General features: G+C 70.7%; 20 protein-coding genes. 14 read left to right on the forward strand and 6 right to left on the reverse strand.

Features of this window, described 5'->3' with window-relative positions:
* Positions 1–26: 26 nt before the first annotated feature.
* On the forward strand, positions 27–902 hold the full coding sequence (locus AB0M62_RS00150) for a phosphatidylinositol-specific phospholipase C (protein ID WP_366071783.1): 876 nt from the start codon (positions 27–29) through the stop codon (positions 900–902).
* Here the strand turns inward: AB0M62_RS00150 and AB0M62_RS00155 are convergent.
* The 5 genes from AB0M62_RS00155 to AB0M62_RS00175 all read right to left on the reverse strand — a co-directional run bounded on the left by AB0M62_RS00155 (position 864) and on the right by AB0M62_RS00175 (position 6,054).
* Positions 864–2,333 (reverse strand): HAMP domain-containing sensor histidine kinase, encoded by a 1,470-nt coding sequence (locus tag AB0M62_RS00155; RefSeq protein ID WP_366071784.1) that lies wholly within the window; start codon positions 2,331–2,333, stop codon positions 864–866. The two genes, AB0M62_RS00150 and AB0M62_RS00155, sit on opposite strands and share 39 nt — an antisense overlap.
* Positions 2,330–3,043, reverse strand: coding sequence for a response regulator transcription factor (locus tag AB0M62_RS00160; protein WP_366071785.1), 714 nt, complete (start codon positions 3,041–3,043; stop codon positions 2,330–2,332). The genes AB0M62_RS00155 and AB0M62_RS00160 overlap by 4 nt, the downstream gene beginning before the upstream one ends.
* Positions 3,044–3,111: 68 nt before the next feature.
* Positions 3,112–4,110 (reverse strand): trypsin-like peptidase domain-containing protein, encoded by a 999-nt coding sequence (locus AB0M62_RS00165; protein ID WP_366071786.1) that lies wholly within the window; start codon positions 4,108–4,110, stop codon positions 3,112–3,114.
* Positions 4,111–4,203: 93 nt separating this feature from the next.
* The gene (locus AB0M62_RS00170) at positions 4,204–5,226 is read right to left on the reverse strand and encodes a LacI family DNA-binding transcriptional regulator (RefSeq protein ID WP_366071787.1); all 1,023 of its coding nucleotides are present in this window, start codon (positions 5,224–5,226) and stop codon (positions 4,204–4,206) included.
* A 24-nt stretch (positions 5,227–5,250) separates the two neighbouring features.
* Positions 5,251–6,054, reverse strand: coding sequence for a response regulator transcription factor (locus AB0M62_RS00175; protein ID WP_366071788.1), 804 nt, complete (start codon positions 6,052–6,054; stop codon positions 5,251–5,253).
* Between the two features lie 221 nt (positions 6,055–6,275).
* Here AB0M62_RS00175 and AB0M62_RS00180 point away from each other — a divergent pair, with 221 nt between their 5' ends.
* The 7 genes from AB0M62_RS00180 to AB0M62_RS00210 all read left to right on the forward strand — a co-directional run bounded on the left by AB0M62_RS00180 (position 6,276) and on the right by AB0M62_RS00210 (position 11,454).
* Positions 6,276–7,148, forward strand: coding sequence for an alpha/beta hydrolase (locus AB0M62_RS00180; RefSeq protein WP_366071789.1), 873 nt, complete (start codon positions 6,276–6,278; stop codon positions 7,146–7,148).
* A 45-nt stretch (positions 7,149–7,193) separates the two neighbouring features.
* A complete protein-coding gene (locus AB0M62_RS00185; protein ID WP_366071790.1) occupies positions 7,194–7,448 on the forward strand; it encodes a MoaD/ThiS family protein in 255 nt (84 codons plus the stop codon).
* Between the two features lie 8 nt (positions 7,449–7,456).
* The gene (locus tag AB0M62_RS00190; RefSeq protein ID WP_366071791.1) at positions 7,457–8,596 is read left to right on the forward strand and encodes a hypothetical protein; all 1,140 of its coding nucleotides are present in this window, start codon (positions 7,457–7,459) and stop codon (positions 8,594–8,596) included.
* Positions 8,597–8,672: 76 nt separating this feature from the next.
* Entirely contained in the window at positions 8,673–9,422 is a 750-nt protein-coding gene (locus AB0M62_RS00195) for a DUF2993 domain-containing protein (protein WP_366071792.1), read from the forward strand.
* Between the two features lie 487 nt (positions 9,423–9,909).
* Positions 9,910–10,749 (forward strand): sulfurtransferase, encoded by an 840-nt coding sequence (locus tag AB0M62_RS00200; RefSeq protein ID WP_366071793.1) that lies wholly within the window; start codon positions 9,910–9,912, stop codon positions 10,747–10,749.
* Between the two features lie 48 nt (positions 10,750–10,797).
* Positions 10,798–11,085 carry a DUF1416 domain-containing protein gene (locus AB0M62_RS00205; protein WP_366071794.1) on the forward strand — a complete coding sequence of 96 codons (288 nt, stop codon included), beginning with the start codon at positions 10,798–10,800 and terminating at the stop codon, positions 11,083–11,085.
* 111 nt (positions 11,086–11,196) lie between these two features.
* A complete protein-coding gene (locus AB0M62_RS00210; protein ID WP_366071795.1) occupies positions 11,197–11,454 on the forward strand; it encodes a DUF3099 domain-containing protein in 258 nt (85 codons plus the stop codon).
* A gap of 35 nt (positions 11,455–11,489) precedes the next feature.
* Here the strand turns inward: AB0M62_RS00210 and AB0M62_RS00215 are convergent, their stop codons facing one another.
* Positions 11,490–11,852 (reverse strand): DsrE family protein, encoded by a 363-nt coding sequence (locus AB0M62_RS00215; protein ID WP_366071796.1) that lies wholly within the window; start codon positions 11,850–11,852, stop codon positions 11,490–11,492.
* Positions 11,853–12,009: 157 nt separating this feature from the next.
* Between AB0M62_RS00215 and AB0M62_RS00220 the strand changes: the two genes are divergently transcribed.
* The 6 genes from AB0M62_RS00220 (at position 12,010) to AB0M62_RS00245 (ending at position 16,776) form a co-directional block, all read left to right on the forward strand.
* Positions 12,010–12,756 (forward strand): hypothetical protein, encoded by a 747-nt coding sequence (locus tag AB0M62_RS00220; protein ID WP_366071797.1) that lies wholly within the window; start codon positions 12,010–12,012, stop codon positions 12,754–12,756.
* Positions 12,753–13,538, forward strand: a complete 786-nt coding sequence (locus tag AB0M62_RS00225) for a hypothetical protein (protein WP_366071798.1) — start codon at positions 12,753–12,755, stop codon at positions 13,536–13,538. Before AB0M62_RS00220 ends, AB0M62_RS00225 begins: the two co-directional genes overlap by 4 nt.
* Complete coding sequence (locus AB0M62_RS00230) at positions 13,535–14,455, forward strand: hypothetical protein (protein WP_366071799.1); 921 nt, start codon at positions 13,535–13,537, stop codon at positions 14,453–14,455. Before AB0M62_RS00225 ends, AB0M62_RS00230 begins: the two co-directional genes overlap by 4 nt.
* A gap of 229 nt (positions 14,456–14,684) precedes the next feature.
* Positions 14,685–15,257: an FABP family protein gene (locus AB0M62_RS00235; RefSeq protein ID WP_366071800.1), complete on the forward strand. Its 573-nt coding sequence runs from the start codon at positions 14,685–14,687 to the stop codon at positions 15,255–15,257.
* 76 nt (positions 15,258–15,333) lie between these two features.
* Positions 15,334–15,771: a transcriptional repressor gene (locus tag AB0M62_RS00240; protein WP_366071801.1), complete on the forward strand. Its 438-nt coding sequence runs from the start codon at positions 15,334–15,336 to the stop codon at positions 15,769–15,771.
* Positions 15,772–15,807: 36 nt separating this feature from the next.
* Positions 15,808–16,776, forward strand: coding sequence for a folate-binding protein (locus AB0M62_RS00245; RefSeq protein ID WP_366072221.1), 969 nt, complete (start codon positions 15,808–15,810; stop codon positions 16,774–16,776).
* Positions 16,777–16,806: the final 30 nt, after the last annotated feature.

Consider the following 16,806-nt stretch of genomic DNA (forward strand, 5'->3'; position numbering starts at 1 on the left):
CCGACGGCCTACCGAGGGGACGGCACATGAGCGTGGACCGGCGGAGCTTTCTGACGGGAGCGGTGGCGGTCTCCGCCACCGCCCTGCTCGGCGTACGGACCGCCGTAGCGGCCCCGCCGCGCACCCTCTCCGTACAGGACTGGATGGCCGGCCACGGCGACGCGACCCCCGTACAGCGGCTGACCATCCCCGGCACCCATGACTCGGGCGCACGGGTCGGCGGGCCCTGGGTGGCGTGCCAGAGCATCTCCGTCGCCGACCAGCTGAACAGCGGCATCCGATTCCTGGACGTCCGGTGCCGGATCACCGGCGACTCCTTCGCCATCCACCACGGCGCGTACTACCAGAACCTGATGTTCGGCGATGTCCTCGTCGCCTGCCGCGACTTCCTGGCCGCGCATCCCTCCGAGACGGTCCTGATGCGGGTCAAGCAGGAGTACTCGGAGGCCGCGGACACCGAGTTCCGCCGGATCTTCGACCTCTACCTGGACGGCAAGGGCTGGCGGTCGCTGTTCCGCATCGACGCGGGCCTGCCGACGCTGGGCCAGGCCCGCGGCAGGGTCGTCCTGCTCGGCGACAACGGCGGACTGCCGGGGCTGCGGTACGGCGACGGCGCCCTGTTCGACATCCAGGACGACTACATGGCCGAGCCCGGCGCCAAGTATCCGAAGATCGAAGCGCACTTCCGCAAGGCCGCGGAGCAGCCCGGCAGGCTGTTCATCAACTACGTCAGTACATCCGCGCTGCTGCCGCCCCGCTGGAACTCCGACCGCCTGAACCCCAGGGTGCACGGCTTCCTCGACGGCACGGCCGCCGGCTGGAAGGGCCTGGGCATCGTCCCGATGGACTTCCCCAGCACCCGCTCAGGGCTGGTGGAATCCCTCATCCGGCACAACGGCTGACGGCTCCGCCTCCGGCCCGGGCGGCGGTTCCGGTGGCGGCTCGGGCGCACCGGGGAGGATGATCACAGCCCGCGTGCCGCCGCCGTTCGCCGGGTGCAGGGCGACCGAGCCGCCCGCCTGCTGGACCGTACGGGCGACGATGGACAGACCGAGGCCCGAGCCGGGCAGTGCGCGGGCGGACGGCGAGCGCCAGAACCGCTCGAAGACGTGTGGCAGCTCCTCGGCCGGGATGCCGGGGCCGTGGTCGCGCACCGACAGCTCACCGCCGTGCAGGGCGACCTCGACCGTGCCGCCCGGCGGGCTGAACTTGACCGCGTTGTCCAGGACGTTGACGACGGCCCGTTCCAGGGCGGCCGGCTCGGCCCGCACGTACCAGGGCCGCAGGTCCGCTGCGACCGTCAGCTCCGGCCCGCGCAGCCGGGCGCGCTCCAGTGCGGCCCGCGCGATGTCGTGCAGCGCGACGACCTTGAGGGGACCGGGCCCCGCGGCGTCCGGCCGGGCGAGTTCCTGAAGATCACCGATAAGGGAGGCCAGCTCGGTCATCTGCGCCTTGACGGACGCCATCAGTGCCCTGCGGTCCCCGGCCGGGATGGCCCGGCCCGTCTCCTCGCTGCGCGCGAGGAGCTCGATGTTCGTACGCAGGGACGTCAGCGGGGTCCGCAGCTCGTGCCCGGCGTCCGCGATCAGCTGCGCCTGGCGGTCGCGGGAGGAGGCGAGGGCGGCGGTCATGGAGTTGAAGGACCGGGACAGCCGGGCGATCTCGTCCTCACCCTCGACGGGAATCCGGACGGTCAGATCCTCGGTCCTGGCCACGTGCTCGACTGCGCCGGTCAGCTCGTCGACCGGCCTGAGCCCGGTGCGTGCGACCCAGAGCCCGGCCGCGCCGGCGCCGAGCGCGCCCACTCCGGCGACGATCGCCAGCACGATGGCCAGGGTGCCGAGCGGGTCGGTCACCTCGGACAGCGGCCGGGCCACCAGAACGGCGCCGCCGCCGGGGCCGGGCAGCGGAGAGACCAGCACGCGGTACTCGACCCCGTCCTCGGCCGTGGTGTTGTGCAGCACTTCCGGTGAGCTGCCGTCCGCCACGGCGATGTCGTCCTGCGTGACGACGAGCTTCTGGGAACCCACCAGGGTGCAGCTTCCGCCCTTGGCGTCGACGACCTCGATGGTCAGCTTGAACGGGTTCGCGATGTTCTGGGCGGCCGGCGGTTCCGCCGTGCAGTTGCCGGCCCTGACCTCGGCGAGCACCCGTCCGCCGTCGACCCGGTTGGTCTGCAGCGTGTGGTCCAGTGAGTCCGTCAGCGTGCTGCGCACCACGAACCAGCACGCCAGAGCCGAGGCGGCCACCGCCACCGCGACCGCCGTGGCGACCAGCAGCGCGAGTCTGGACCGGATCGGAAGCGCGCGGAACCGGCGGACAGGGCCTCTCACTCGCCGCCGCCCGCCCGCAGGGTGTACCCGACGCCCCGCACGGTGTGCACCAGGCGCGGCTCGCCGCCCGCCTCCGTCTTGCGGCGCAGGTACATCACGTACACGTCCAGTGAGTTGGAGCTCGGCTCGAAGTCGAAGCCCCACACCGCCTTCAGGATCTGCTCGCGCGTGAGCACCTGGCGGGGATGCGCCAGGAACATCTCCAGCAGCGTGAACTCGGTCCGGGTCAGCTCCACCTGCCGTCCGCCCCGGGTGACCTCGCGGGTGGCCAGGTCCATCCGCAGGTCGGCGAAGGTCAGCACGTCGCCCGGCGGCTGGTCGGTGACCGAGGCGGCGTACGAGCTTCGCCGCAGCAGGGCCCTGATCCGCGCGAACAGCTCGTCCAGCTCGAACGGCTTCACCAGGTAGTCGTCCGCGCCGGCGTCCAGACCGGTGACCCGGTCACCGACCGTGTCGCGCGCGGTGAGCATCAGCACCGGCGTGGTGGACCCGGCGGCGCGCAGCCGGCGGGCCGCGGTCAGGCCGTCCATCCGGGGCATCTGGATGTCCAGGACGATCAGGTCCGGCTCGTACGCGGCGGCCCTCTCCAGCGCGTCCAGACCGTCGGCGGCGACCTCGGTCCCGTAGCCCTCGAAGGCGAGGCTGCGCTGCAGGGCCTCCCGCACGGCGGGCTCGTCGTCGACGATCAGGATGCGCTCGGCGGAGCTCATGGTGGCTTCCTCGTGGGTCGTACGGGCGGGCGGCGGGCTCGCTCTCAGCCTCGCACGGAGGCGGGAGATCAGGTGCTGGAGCCGTCGCGGAGGGCGTCCAGGTCCGCCTTGACCGTGTTCACGGGGATCGCGAAGCCGAGGCCGACGCTGCCCGCGGTCGAGCCGCCGGCCGAACTCGGCGAGTACATGGCCGAGTTGACGCCGATGATCTCGCCGTTCATGTTGATCAGGGCGCCGCCGGAGTTGCCGGGGTTGAGCGAGGCGTCGGTCTGGATGGCCTTGTACGTGGTCTTGGAGGATCCGGTGTCGCCGTTGAACTCCCGGCCACCGAACTCGAACGGCCAGTCGCCACCCTGCTGCTGTTGCTGCCGGTCCGGGTCCTGGTCCTTGGCCACGGTGACATCCCGGTCCAGTGCGGAGACGATGCCGCTGGTCACGGTGCCGGTCAGGCCCTCGGGCGAGCCGATCGCCACGACCTCGTCACCCACGCGGACGTCGTCGGAGTCGCCGAGGGTGGCCGCTTTCAGGCCCTCGGCGCCCTTCATCCTGATGAGGGCGAGATCCTTGCCCGGGTCAGTGCCGACGACCTCGGCGTCGTACGTCCTGCCGTCGCTGAGCCGCACCTTGACCGAGGACGCCCCGGCGATGACGTGGTTGTTGGTGATGATCTCGCCGTCGCTCGTGATGATCACGCCCGAGCCGGTGGACTGCCCCGAGCCGGACGTGGCGTTGATCTCGACGATGCTCGGGCCTACGGCCTGCGCGACCCCGGCGGCCGTTCCCTCGCTGGTCTGCGACACGTTCGTACCGCTGACCCCGGTGACGCCGGAGTCCGGCCGGCCGGCCAGCTCCTGTACGGCCGCGGCCGTACCGCCGCCGACGGCAGCCGCGGCGATCGCGACGGCGACGAGCAGACCGACGGGCCGCCTGGCTCGATGCCGGCGGGGCTGTGCCGGTGGCCCGGGGGCGTACGCCGGTGCGTACTCGGGCGCGTGCTCGGGGCGCGCCGGGTACGAGGGCTGCTGCGGGGGGTGCTCGACGCCGTCGCGGCGGGGGCTCTCGGTCATGCACAGACTCTCGCGGCGCTTCATGAGAGCTTCCTGAGTCCCCGCTGAGAAGCCCGACAGAACCCTGTATGCCCGATATAAAGCCGTCGGAGGTCAGGCGCAGCCGCAGGAGCGGCGGACAACCAGCGCCGACGGGAACTGCTTCAGCCGCTCCCGGCGCGAGCCCATCACCCGCAGGCCGTCGTCCAGCACCAGGTCGACCGCGGCCCGGGCCATCGCAGGGCGGTCGGACGCGATCGTGGTCAGCGGGGGATCGGTGAGTCCCGCCTCCTTCACGTCGTCGAACCCGGCCACGGCCAGCTCGCCCGGAACGTCGATCCGCAGCTCTCGCGCCGCCCGCAGGACGCCGATCGCCTGGTCGTCGGTGGCGCAGAAGATCGCCGGGGGCCGGTCGGGCCCCGCGAGGATGTCGAGCGCGACCCGGTAGGCGTCATAGCGGTTGTACGGGGCCTGAAAGAGGCGGCCCTCGGTGGGCCGCCCGGATTCCCGCATGGCGCGGCGCCAGCCTTCGACATGGTCGGCCACCGGGTCACCCACCGCCGGGGTCGACTCGACTCCGCCGAGGCAGGCGACGTACGGATGGCCGTGCTCCAGCAAGTGCCGGGTGGCCAGCTGGGCGCCACCGATGTCGTCGGTGACGACCGCGACGTCGTCGATGGCCTCGGGCCGCTCGTGCAGCAGGACGACCCGTGCGTCCCAGGCCTCGATCTCCGCGGCGGCGCGCTCACTCGGGCCCTGGCTGACCAGGATCAGCCCGGAGACGCGCATACCGAGGAAGGCGCGGAGGTAGTGGACCTCGCGCTCGTCCCGGTAGTCGGAGTTGCCGACGAGCACCATCTTCCCGCGCTCGGCCGCGGCCTGTTCGACCGCGTGCGCCATCTCCGCGAAGAAGGGCTGCCGCGCATCAGGGACGATCATGCCTATGAGGTCCGTGCGCCGCGAGGCCATGGCCTGGGCGACCCGGTCGGGCCGGTAGCCCAGGTCCTTGATCGCGGCGAGGACACGCTCGCGCGTGGCCGGGGCAACCGGCCTGGGTCCGTTGTTGATGACGTAGCTGACGACCGCGGTAGAGGTCCCCGCCAGTCGTGCCACATCATCCCGCGTCACCTTGGCCACGCGCGGCAGTCTACGCGGGGTGACCTACCTCTGGGCAGGGCGTACTGCCGGTTCGCGCTGTCCGGCCCTGTCCTCCATCGGAGGGACGGGTGAGGCTGCCGGTGAAGCAGTGGCCGATGCGGCCTTCGTACGGGCCTCCTCGGCCGCGCGTTCGACCTTCTCCGGTGCCACGAAGCGGTACCCGACGTTCCGTACGGTTCCGATCAGCGACTCGTGCTCGGGACCCAGTTTCGCGCGCAGCCGGCGTACATGGACATCGACCGTCCGCGTACCGCCGAAGTAGTCGTAGCCCCAGACCTCCTGGAGCAGCTGGGCCCGGGTGAACACCCGGCCCGGGTGCTGCGCGAGGTACTTGAGCAGCTCGAACTCCTTGAAGGTCAGGTCCAGGACCCGGCCCTTGAGCTTCGCGCTGTACGTGGCCTCGTCCACGGAGAGGTCTCCGTTGCGGATCTCCATCGGGGAGTCGTCGGAGGTGATCTGCTGGCGGCCCATCGCGAGCCGCAGCCGCGCCTCCACCTCTGCGGGCCCGGCGGTGTCGAGAAGTACGTCGTCGATGCCCCAGTCCGCGGTCACGGCGGCGAGGCCGCCCTCCGTGACGACGAGGATCAGCGGACAGCCGGGTCCGGTGGACCGCAGCAGCTGGCACAGCGACCGGACCTGCGGGAGGTCGCGGCGGCCGTCGACCAGGATCACGTCGGCACCAGGGGTGTCGACCAGAGCCGGCCCCTCGGCGGGGGCCACGCGCACGTTGTGCAGGAGCAGGCCGAGAGCGGGCAGCACCTCCGTCGACGGCTGGAGGGCATTGGTCAGGAGCAGCAGAGAGCTCATCGACGGCCACCTGCCCTGGTCATACGGTCATGCACGGTTCGCTCGCCCATTACGTCGGTTCCTCCTCGGTCCCTGCGAGGACGTATGTGGCACTGCTTCGAACGCGTACGGCCCCCGCGCCCTGGGGTCCGCAAGTGTTCGTGCTCTCTTCAACGTACTGAAAGCACAAAAGGACCCGGGGGCAACATTGCCCGGATCCTCTTCACAGCAGAATAGCCCACATGAGTTCCGGCGCAGAGGGGCAATTCCGCGGATCAGCTGTCGGCTCGATCACTCGGGCGGCAGTTCCAGGCGTGCGGCGCGCGACGCTGCTTACCGAGGACAGGGTCCCGATCGAGACCGTGTACCACCCCTCCGAGGCCGGTCCGGCGGCCACCGTGATCGTGGTCGCGCACGGCTTCACCGGCTCGGTGGACCGCCCCGCGGTACGCCGGGCGGCGCGGGCGTTCGGCCGGCGTGCGGCCGTGGTGACGTTCTCGTTCCGTGGTCACGGGGGCTCCGGAGGCCGCTCGACGGTCGGCGACCGCGAAGTGCTGGACCTGGCCGCCGCGGTCCGCTGGGCGCGTGCGTGGGGCCACTCCCGGGTGGTCACCGTCGGCTTCTCGATGGGCGGCTCGGTGGTGCTGCGGCACGCCGCTCTGTACGGGGAGGCTCTCGTGGGGCGCGCGGAGGCGCGCACCGAAGCGCGCATCGACGCGCGTACGGACGCGGTCGCCGCGGTGAGCGCCCCCGCCCGCTGGTACTACCGTGGTACGGCTCCCATGCGGCGCCTGCACTGGGTGGTCACCCGCCCCGTCGGAAGGGCGGTCGGCCGGTACGGCTTCCGGACCCGTATCCACCCCCGCGAGTGGGACCCGGTGCCGCTTTCCCCTGTGGAGGCGGTTCCGCTGATCGCGCCGACCCCGCTGCTGGTCGTACACGGCGACCGGGACCCGTATTTCCCGCTCGACCATCCGCGGATGCTGGCCGCGGCCGCCGCGGGAACGGCCGAACTGTGGCTGGAGCCGGGCATGGGCCACGCGGAGAACGCGGCCGACGAGGCGCTGCTCGCCCGTATCGCGGACTGGCTGGTCCCGGAGCAGCCCGCCGGGTAGCCCATCATGGAGGGCGGCACACCCGCCGACGAAAGGAACGAGTCCATGGCAGCGGGAACCATCCGCTACTGGGCCGCGGCCAAGGCCGCCGCCGGGACCCATGAGGAGCCGTACGCCGCCGAGACGCTCGCCGAGGCGCTCGACGCGGTGCGCGAGCGGCACCCCGGGGAACTGGCGCGGGTGCTGCTGCGGTGCTCCTTCCTCGTCGACGGTGACCCCGTGGGGAAGCGCAGCCATGAGACGGTACGGCTGGCCGAGGGCGGCACGGTCGAGGTGCTCCCGCCGTTCGCAGGAGGATGACCGCGAGCATGAGCAACGATCAGCAGCATCAGCACGGGTACGACCCGTACGACTCGTACGGCGGGCAGGGCCCGCAGGGGCAGCCCGACCCGTACACGACCCAGACCTGGCAGGGCGACACCTGGGACACCCAGTTCCAGCCCGTTCAGCAGCCGTCGGCGCCTCCGGCGGCCGACGCCGCGTACCTGCCGTCCCAGGGATCCCAGCCGCTGCCTCCGGAGGCCCCGGCGCCAGTGGCCCACCAGCAGTACCAGCAGTACCAGCAGTACGAGAACTACCAGGGGTACGAGCCGGCCCAGGAGGCCGTCGCGCCCGAGCCCGCCGCGCCGGCCGCCGGCCCTGCAGCGGGCGGGCCCGCGTACACGCCCCCCACCACCGCGGGCAACGCCCGGATCACCGACGCCCAGCGGGCCCGTGCCGAGGGCCGCTCGCCGATCATCGATCCCGGGATGCAGCCGGCCGTGCTGACCGCCGTGCTCGGACTGCTGCTGGCAGGGACCGCGGCCCTCGGTTCGTACGCCCTGGTCCTGCCGCTGGTGGCCCTGCAGGCCGTCACCGCCGCCGGCTGGTTCCGGCTGAACGGCATGTGGCCCGCCCGGCAGGGCATCGCGCTCGCCTTCGCGGGCGGGGTGACCGCGGACATCGCTCTGCTCTCCGTCTCCCAGGAGTACGCGCCGGCCGCCATCATCGGGACGCTCGGCGTGTGGGTGCTCCTCACGCTCGTACTGCAGCTGCGCAACCGGGCCTCCGCGGACGAGCGCATGTACGGCCTGACGGCCACCGTGACCTCGGCCGCCCTCGCCGTCGTCGCGGCCGGCCATCTGGCGGCGGAGCCCGACGCGGTGACCGTCGGCGCGGTGGCGGTCGCCGTGGCCGCCCTCGCACGTGCCCTGCCGCTGCCCACGCCCGCCTCGGTCGTCGTCGCGCTGCTCGCCGCCGCCGGATCCGGCATCGCGACGGGTGGCGTGACAGGCATCGGCGCCCAGGGGGCCCTGCTGGGGCTCGGGGCCGGTGTGTGCGCGCTCGTCGGGCTGCGCGTGGCCGCGTACGACTACCCGTCCCGGTTCGTCCACATGACGGCCGGGGTCGCGCTTCCCCTGGCCGCGGCCGCCCCGGCGGTCTACCTGATCGGCCGGGCCATCGCATAGGTGACCGGGTTAGGCTCGCGGGCACAGGGGGCTCGGGACCTGGGGCCCGAGCCGAGAGGGTGGGGGAACGAGAGCAATGCGCGCACTGCGAATACTGCTGGTCCTGGCTGTGGTGCTCGGCGGGATATTCGTCGCAGCCGACCGCCTCGCGGTCAACTTCGCGGAGGACGAGGCGGCCGGAAAGATCAAGTCCAGTCAGGGCCTGGCCGCCCAGCCCGAGGTCTCCATCAAGGGCTTCCCGTTCCTGACCCAGGTGCTGGGCTCCTCGCTGGACGAGGTCGACATAAGCCTCGACGGCATCACCGCCAGCGCGGACGGCCACTCGGTCCAGGTGACCGAGGTCCGGGCCGAACTGCGCGACGTACGCATCGACAGCAGCTTCTCGTCCGCGACCGCCGGCCGCGCCACCGGCTCGGCCCGCATCTCGTACGCCGACCTGACGAAGTCGGCGCCCAAGGGCGCGACCGTGAGCTATGCCGGTCCCGAGCGGGCCGGCCAGGGTCAGGTCAAGGTCTCCGGTCCGCTGAGTGACCTCCTCGAGGGAGCGGGCATCGACGTGCCCGGGGCCTTCGAGGGAATGCTGAAGGGCCGGATCTTCACCACGTACAGCAAGGTGTCCATCGAGGGCGGCGACACCGTCCGGCTCCGCGCCGAGTCGCTTCCGACGCTGCCGCTGCCCGGTCTGAAGGACAGGGTCAGGGATGTCGTCGACTACGACCTCAAGATCGACGGACTGCCGTCGACCATCGCCCTCAACACGGTGACCACCTCCGAGGACGGTCTGCAGTTCTCCGGTACGGGGACAGGCGTTTCGCTCACCGGGTGATTGCGCGCCCGGTACCGGGGTGACCGGGGTGCCTTGGTGTCCGGTCCGATGGGCCGGATGGTGAGACGGTGGCGTCCGCTCCGCAGATGCGGAGGGGACACGGCCGCCGGAGAGCCGGTCAGGGCGCTCTCGGCGGCCTTTGCGTCCCGCATCGCGGACGATCTCGTCTCAGTATCCGACACGCCGGTGGCATGTCCGGCGGGACGTCCCTACGATCGGACCCATGAAGCGACAGGCGGATCTCACGAAGCGGCGGGCAGTAGACCTGTGTCGCGTCGCCGCCATGCTCTGTCGCACCTTCTGAGCGGGTCTCCGACTCCCGTATCCCGCAGGCCTTCTGACGGCCGCCTCCCGCGTGACCGCACCTGCCTCTCCGCCTCCGCACGATGCCGGAGACGTGAGCGCGCACCCGTAACGCGCAGTCCACGCACCACAGCACCAGCACCGCGCACCACCCCGCCGCACACTGCCCCGGAGGAGAAACAACATGAGCCGCAGCGACGTCCTCGTAGACGCCGACTGGGTCGAGGCCCACATCGACGACCCGAAGGTCGTCATCGTCGAGGTCGACGAGGACACCTCGGCGTACGAGAAGAACCACATCCGCAACGCGGTCCGCATCGACTGGAAGCAGGACCTCCAGGACCCGGTGCGCCGTGACTTCGTCGACCAGGAGGGCTTCGAGAAGCTCCTGTCCGCGAAGGGCATCGCCAACGACGACCTGGTCGTCCTCTACGGCGGCAACAACAACTGGTTCGCGTCCTACGCCTACTGGTACTTCAAGCTCTACGGCCACGAGAACGTCAAGCTCCTCGACGGCGGCCGCAAGAAGTGGGAGCTCGACTCCCGCGACCTGGTCGACGCCGTGCCGGAGCGCGCCGCGACCGACTACAAGGCCAAGGCGCAGGACACCTCGATCCGTGCCTTCCGTGACGACGCGGTCGCCGCGATCGGCAACCTGAACCTCGTCGACGTCCGCTCGCCCGACGAGTTCAGCGGCAAGCTGCTCGCCCCCGCGCACCTCCCGCAGGAGCAGTCGCAGCGCCCCGGCCACATCCCGACCGCCCGCAACATCCCGTGGTCCAAGAACGCCAACGACGACGGCACCTTCAAGTCGGACGAGGAGCTGAAGGCCCTCTACGAGGAGGAGCAGGTCGACCTGTCGAAGGACACCATCGCGTACTGCCGTATCGGTGAGCGCTCCGCGCTGACCTGGTTCGTGCTGCACGAGCTGCTCGGCCAGCCGAACGTCAAGAACTACGACGGCTCCTGGACCGAGTACGGCTCCCTCGTCGGCGTGCCGATCGAGCTCGGCGCCAACAAGTAACTCCCGGCCCCCTCCCCGGACCTCCCGACCCGAAGGAACAGAAGACATATGTGTGGAGCGCAGGCCGGCGGCCCCGACGCCTCGACGATCAAGCCCGGTGAGACCACCATCCAGGGCCAGGTGACCAAGAACGGCGAGCCCGTCACCGGTTACGTCCGCCTCCTGGACAGCACCGGCGAGTTCACCGCCGAGGTCCCGACCTCGGCGACCGGACAGTTCCGCTTCTACGCGGCCGAGGGCACGTGGACGCTGCGCGCCCTGGTGCCCGGCGCGACGGCGGACCGTACGGTCGTCGCCCTGACGGGCGGACTGGCCGAGGTCGCCATCGCCGTCTGACGCGGCAGCTCGACCGACCGGCCGGAGGGCCGCACCCCAGGGGTTGGACGCCTTGCTGAGGGGGTGCGGTCCTTCGTGCCGTTCCGGCCCCAACGGGCCTACCCTGGAGGTATGTACGCGCGACGCCGGCGCGGCTACTTCCTGCTGATGGGCGGATGCATCTTCCTCTTCGTGTCCGCCTGGTCCGTCGTGCGTCTGTGGTCCATGCCGGTCGCCGTCGGCATGTGTCTCGTGGCCATGGTGATCCCGCCCGTCGCGGCGATGATCGCCAACCGGCGGGGGCCCGAGGACCGGTGGTGGGACGATCCCTCGGGCGACCCGAAGTCCGACGAGTGGTGGGACGAGCTCGACGGCAAGAAGCGCTACTGAGCGAGCGCCCGAGCGTCTTCCGGTACCTGTCGCCTCTAGTAAACGAGCGCCTGCACGCCGTCCGGCGTGACCTCGCTGACGAAGACCTGCGCCCCCGCGATCCGCACGCCGTCGATCACGTCCCGCTCGGTGATGTCGCGCCGTGCCGCACACTGCGTGCACAGGGTGATCCGGCCGGCCGCCAGGAGCGTCTCGATCAGATCGGGCAGTGGCGCCGCATGCGGCAGCTCGAACTCCGCGGCGCGGCCCGGCAGCGCGAACCACGACGACTCTCCGGTGAGCCACAGGGACACCTCGACGCCGCTGGCGACGGCGACCGCCGCCACGGTGAAGGCCTGCGAGCAGCGCTCGGGGGCGTCGGCACCTGCGGTCACCTTGATCACGAGACTCTTCGCCATGTGCCGAACTGTAATGGTTCGCCGTACAACCACGTCTGAGGGTCGCGGGTCTGGTGTGTGCGCAGGTAACGGAACCTGGCGCTCAGGTCTGTGGGGAGACCCCTTGGAATCAGCGGGAACCGTTCCTGAACAGCAGGAACGGCAAGATCAACAGATAGTGCCCGAACCGCGGAAACCGCGCGTACGAGGCCGTACGGCCCTGATCGTCGCCGGGGCGGCGGTGCTCGGCGTGCTCGCGGGCACGGTCACCGGCTACGCCATCCAGTACGACCGCGAGCCGACACCGCTGCCGGCGCTGTCGCAGCCGGATCTGCGCGCGTCGAAGGTGGTGCCGGCAGACGCGCGGACGACTGCCCGGTCGGTGTCCGCCCATCGCTGGGTGAAGACCGACGGTGACCTTCGGGATCTCCTGGTGAAGAAGCCGAAGGGCGCGAAGGCCGACGAGTTGAGGCTCGGTATCGACGGCTGGGTGAGCGTGGACGAGTATGCGCGCGAGTACAAGGACCCGGCCTGGATGCTCCGCTCCTTCGCCATGAATGACCTCCGGCGGATCGCCTCGACCTCCTGGCGCGAGGGCGACGAGGTCTCGGTCGTCATCTCCTTGGTCCAGTTCCGGGACACGAAGCGGCCCGAAGCGCTGAACATGAACGAGGACCAGCAGCGCTACATGCCAGGGAAGGAGTACGCCGGCAATGCCGGCACTGTCATCCCGGGCAGCGGCAACGGACGGGTCTGGGTCTACGACGAGCCGCACCGGGAGGCGGGCTACAAGCCGCTGTACGCGGCCCGCGCGCTCGCGCAGCGTGGCGACGTCTTCATGGAGATCCACTACTGGAACAACTCCCGTCCGATCTCGAAGAAGGCCGTCATGGCTCTCGCCAAGCGTCAGTTGGAGCGCCTGTGACCACGCCGGAGCCCCTGGGCCCCATCCCCGTAGAACCACAGGCGCCACGCCGCCGCCCCAGGCGCAAGCTGGTGGCCGCGGTGTCCGCCGCCCTCGGGCTCGCCGTCCTCACGGGCGGGAGTGTCTGGGCGCTGGACAGGCTGGGCGACGCCGACCGGACCGCGCCCACGATTGTCTGGGCCGAGCCGGCGGAGGACGCCGACGCCGCCAAGCCGGCCACGCCCGTACCGCTCAAGGGCCTTGGCAGCCGTCTGATGCCGGTGCCGTTCGGCTTCGAGCTGGGCCCGGACATCGAGAACCACGGGAACGACACGGTCCTCGGCAAGAAGCAGGCCGTGGCGGAATTCAAGGAGGGCTCGCGCGGCCTGCCATCCGACCAGCGCAAGAAGCGCAACAAGGCGATCGAGAAACTGCGGCTGCAGGGTCTCGCGATGCGCAGCTACCGCGACGCCGTGGACGGGCAGCTGATCGTCGAGATGCGGCTGGCCCAGATCGAGAACGCCAAGGACGGCCGGAAACTGGCGGCGTTCCAGAGCGAGTTCGCCGATGCACTCGGTATCTTCCGCAAGGGCCCGGCCGTCAAGGGCTTCAAGAACGCCAAGTGCTTTCTCACGCCCAAGGACTCCGAGGACAAGCTCGACGTCATGTTCTGCAGTGCCTACCAGGGCGATGTGCTGATCAGCCTGGAGGCGTACGGACCGATGCCGATGAACACCTCCGGCGCTGCGGAACTGCTGCGCAAGCAGCTCGACCATCTGGAAACTCCCGGGGAGCTCGTGTGACCGATCCGACCACTCCCGTGCTCCAGGCAGCCGAACCCGAAGGGAACCCGCTCGCGGTGCCGTCGGCCGACCCGGCGGCCGATCCGCTTGTCGATCCGGCGGCCGAGCCACTTGCCGATCCGCCGGCCGATCCGCCGGAGGAGCCCGCGCCGAAGCGTGACCGGCGCCGACTGCGCGCCGCCATGCGCTGGACGGCCGCAGTGCTCGTCTTCGGTGTGCTGGGCAGCGGTGCCGCGTACGGCATCGCCGCGCAGGAGCGCACGGATGTCCCGGGACTCGGGACCAAGGACGACGGCCGGTGGGTCTACCCGAAGTTGGCTAAGCCAGCCCTGCCGCCGGGCGCGAAACTGCCGTTCGCCGAGGACAACCCCGGCGAGATCCATTACGCCGATCTGGGGCAGCTGCTGCTCCCGGCGCCGGAGGGTGCCAGGCCGGACAAGGCCCTGCAGGGCAAAGGCAACCGGGTTCCGGTCGACCGTTTCCTCGCCGAGTACGCCGAGGAGGAGCGGGAGGACATGAAGCAGGATCTCGCCGACGGCGGTCTGCGCCATGTCGTTGCCCGTGGCTGGACGATGCCGGACGGCACGACCAGTCGGATCTACCTGCTCCGGTTCCACTCCGTCGCATACGCCGGGGCGTTCTACGGCCAGCTCGACGGCGGGGCGGAGGCGGACCTTCCGGTTCTTGGGGTGGAGGACACCGCACCCCTGGACGCCGACTGGGACTCGCAGGCGTCCTCCCCGTCCACGCTGAACGACGTGTACGACGAGGCCGCCCCGTACGGTGCGGCCCACGTCCGTCACGCGTACATCAGCGCGGGCGACACGCTCGCCCTCGTCGTCCAGTCCAAGAAGGGCACGGCCAACGCCGTTCCCTTCCACCAGGCGGTCGTCCTGCAGAACCAGCTCCTGGGCTGACAGCCGGCCACCTCAGAGTGAGCACCGGGCCCCAGGCGACTAAGCTGGGGCCCGGTTCCGTACCGCCGCCCTACACATCGTCCGAGGAGCACCCCGTGCTTGAGGCAGTCTTCACTTCCCTGCTGGTCCTGGTCTGCGTCGGCGTACTCGCCTTCACCGTCCTGGCCGTGAAGAAGCTGTACCAGGGTCAGCGCTGACCATTTCCCTCTAGAGATCGCCTGAGCACCCCATGATCGAGATTCCGTCCGACCTTCACCCGGACCTCGTCCCCCTCGCATTCCTTCTCGGCACTTGGGAGGGCGCCGGCGTCTCCGACTTCCCGGGGTCGGAGAAGTGCAACTTCGGCCAGGAGGTCGTCTTCAGCCACGACGGGCGGGACTTCATCGAGTACGTCTCGCATTCCTGGGTGCTCGACGCCGAGGGTAAGAAGGTCAAGCCGCTGGAGTCGGAGTCCGGCTACTGGCGGATCGACAAGGAGCGCAAGGTCGAGGTCGTCATGGCCCGCGACCAGGGCGTCGTCGAGGTCTGGTACGGCGAGCTGGCCCACCAGAAGCCGCAGATCGACCTCGCCACGGACGCGGTCGCCCGTACCGCGGCCGCCGGCCCGTACGCCGGTGGCAAGCGCCTCTACGGCTATGTGAAGAGCGACCTGATGTGGGTGGGCGAGAAGGCGACCCCGGAGGTCCCGCTGCGCCCCTACATGTCGGCGCACCTGAAGAAGGTCGTTTCGCCCGAAGAGGTCGCGTCGTGGGCCAAGGACCTCGGCGACCTGCCGGACGACGGGATCGCCTTCTTCCGCTGAGCCCGCCGAGCGCGTACGCGAAGGGGGATCACCGCAGGCTCCGGTGATCCCCCTCACGCCTGCCTACACTGGGCCTGTGGTGAGTACCGACTGGAAGAGCGATCTGCGGCAGCGCGGTTACCGGCTGACCCCGCAGCGGCAGCTTGTCCTCGAAGCCGTCGACACCCTCGAGCACGCGACCCCCGACGACATCCTGGGGGAGGTGCGCAAGACCGCCTCCGGCGTGAACATCTCCACCGTCTACCGGACCCTGGAGCTGCTGGAGGAGCTGGGGCTGGTCTCTCACGCCCACCTCGGCCACGGAGCCCCGACGTACCACCTCGCGGACCGGCACCACCACATCCACCTGGTGTGCCGGGACTGTACGAACGTCATAGAGGCCGATATCGAGGTCGCGGCCGGCTTCACCGCGAAGCTGCGCGACACCTTCGGCTTCGAGACGGACATGAAGCACTTCGCGATCTTCGGGCGCTGCCGCAGCTGCGCCGCCAAGGCGACGACGGGTCAGCCGTAGGCAGGTCGTACGCTTACGCCTATGCAGCGACATTCGATGCGCAGCCCCCTGTTGTCCCTGCCCGGCGCCGTTCCCGCCGAGGGACGCGACGAAGGTGTCGCCGCCCACTACGGCGATCTGTTCCGGGAGCAGCGCGCCCTCGCCGACGGCACCGGCTTCGTGGACCTCTCGCACCGCGGCGTCGTCACCGTCACCGGCGACGACCGGCTGAGCTGGCTGCATCTGCTGCTCACCCAGCACGTCAGCGAGCTTCCCGCCGGGGAGGCCACCGAGGCGCTGATCCTCTCGGCCCACGGGCACATCGAGCACGCGCTCTATCTCGTCGACGACGGTACGACGGTCTGGATGCACGTCGAGCCGGGTACGCAGGAGGCGCTGACCGCCTACCTGGAGTCGATGAAATTCTTCTACCGCGTCGACGTCGCGGACCGGACGGAGGACTTCGCCGTCCTCCATCTGCCGGCCGGGTCGATCTCCCCGATTCCCGACGGCACCGTCGTACGGGAAACCGCCCACGGCCGGGACCTCTTCCTGCCGCGCGCGGAGCTGGAGTCCTTCGCGGCCGGCCCGGCGAAGCCCGCGATCGGGATTCTCGCGTACGAGGCCCTGCGCATCGAGGCTCACCGGCCGAGGCTGGGCCTGGAGACCGACCACCGCACGATCCCCCACGAGCTGGGCTGGATCGGTACGGCCGTCCATCTGCAGAAGGGCTGCTACCGGGGCCAGGAGACGGTCGCACGTGTCCACAACCTGGGGAAGCCGCCGCGGCGGCTGGTCTTCCTGCACCTGGACGGCAGCGAGGTCCACCTGCCAGGCCACGGCACACCGATCCGGCTCGCGGCGGACGGCCCTGAGGGCCGCCAGCTGGGGTTCATCACCACGTCGGCCCGCCATCACGAGCTGGGCCCGATCGCGCTGGCTCTGGTCAAGCGCAATGTCCCGCTGGACGCCGCGCTGATCGCCGACACCACGGCGGCGGCCCAGGAAGTCGTGGTCGAGCCCTAGGGTCTCTCGTCTGGAGCCCCTAGGAACCCA

The organism is Streptomyces sp. NPDC051219 (assembly GCF_040682335.1).
Lineage (GTDB): Bacteria > Actinomycetota > Actinomycetes > Streptomycetales > Streptomycetaceae > Streptomyces.

What these genes read in the sequence shown, in the direction of transcription:
- AB0M62_RS00235 (WP_366071800.1), top strand. Translation starts at nt 14,685, where the DNA reads ATGATCGAGATTCCGTCCGACCTTCACCCGGACCTCGTCCCCCTCGCA.
- AB0M62_RS00150 (WP_366071783.1), top strand. Translation starts at nt 27, where the DNA reads ATGAGCGTGGACCGGCGGAGCTTTCTGACGGGAGCGGTGGCGGTCTCC.
- AB0M62_RS00215 (WP_366071796.1), bottom strand. Translation starts at nt 11,852, where the DNA reads ATGGCGAAGAGTCTCGTGATCAAGGTGACCGCAGGTGCCGACGCCCCC.
- AB0M62_RS00165 (WP_366071786.1), bottom strand. Translation starts at nt 4,110, where the DNA reads ATGACCGAGAGCCCCCGCCGCGACGGCGTCGAGCACCCCCCGCAGCAG.
- AB0M62_RS00205 (WP_366071794.1), top strand. Translation starts at nt 10,798, where the DNA reads ATGTGTGGAGCGCAGGCCGGCGGCCCCGACGCCTCGACGATCAAGCCC.
- AB0M62_RS00175 (WP_366071788.1), bottom strand. Translation starts at nt 6,054, where the DNA reads ATGAGCTCTCTGCTGCTCCTGACCAATGCCCTCCAGCCGTCGACGGAG.
- AB0M62_RS00195 (WP_366071792.1), top strand. Translation starts at nt 8,673, where the DNA reads ATGCGCGCACTGCGAATACTGCTGGTCCTGGCTGTGGTGCTCGGCGGG.
- AB0M62_RS00245 (WP_366072221.1), top strand. Translation starts at nt 15,808, where the DNA reads ATGCGCAGCCCCCTGTTGTCCCTGCCCGGCGCCGTTCCCGCCGAGGGA.
- AB0M62_RS00160 (WP_366071785.1), bottom strand. Translation starts at nt 3,043, where the DNA reads ATGAGCTCCGCCGAGCGCATCCTGATCGTCGACGACGAGCCCGCCGTG.
- AB0M62_RS00180 (WP_366071789.1), top strand. Translation starts at nt 6,276, where the DNA reads ATGAGTTCCGGCGCAGAGGGGCAATTCCGCGGATCAGCTGTCGGCTCG.
- AB0M62_RS00210 (WP_366071795.1), top strand. Translation starts at nt 11,197, where the DNA reads ATGTACGCGCGACGCCGGCGCGGCTACTTCCTGCTGATGGGCGGATGC.
- AB0M62_RS00200 (WP_366071793.1), top strand. Translation starts at nt 9,910, where the DNA reads ATGAGCCGCAGCGACGTCCTCGTAGACGCCGACTGGGTCGAGGCCCAC.
- AB0M62_RS00185 (WP_366071790.1), top strand. Translation starts at nt 7,194, where the DNA reads ATGGCAGCGGGAACCATCCGCTACTGGGCCGCGGCCAAGGCCGCCGCC.
- AB0M62_RS00190 (WP_366071791.1), top strand. Translation starts at nt 7,457, where the DNA reads ATGAGCAACGATCAGCAGCATCAGCACGGGTACGACCCGTACGACTCG.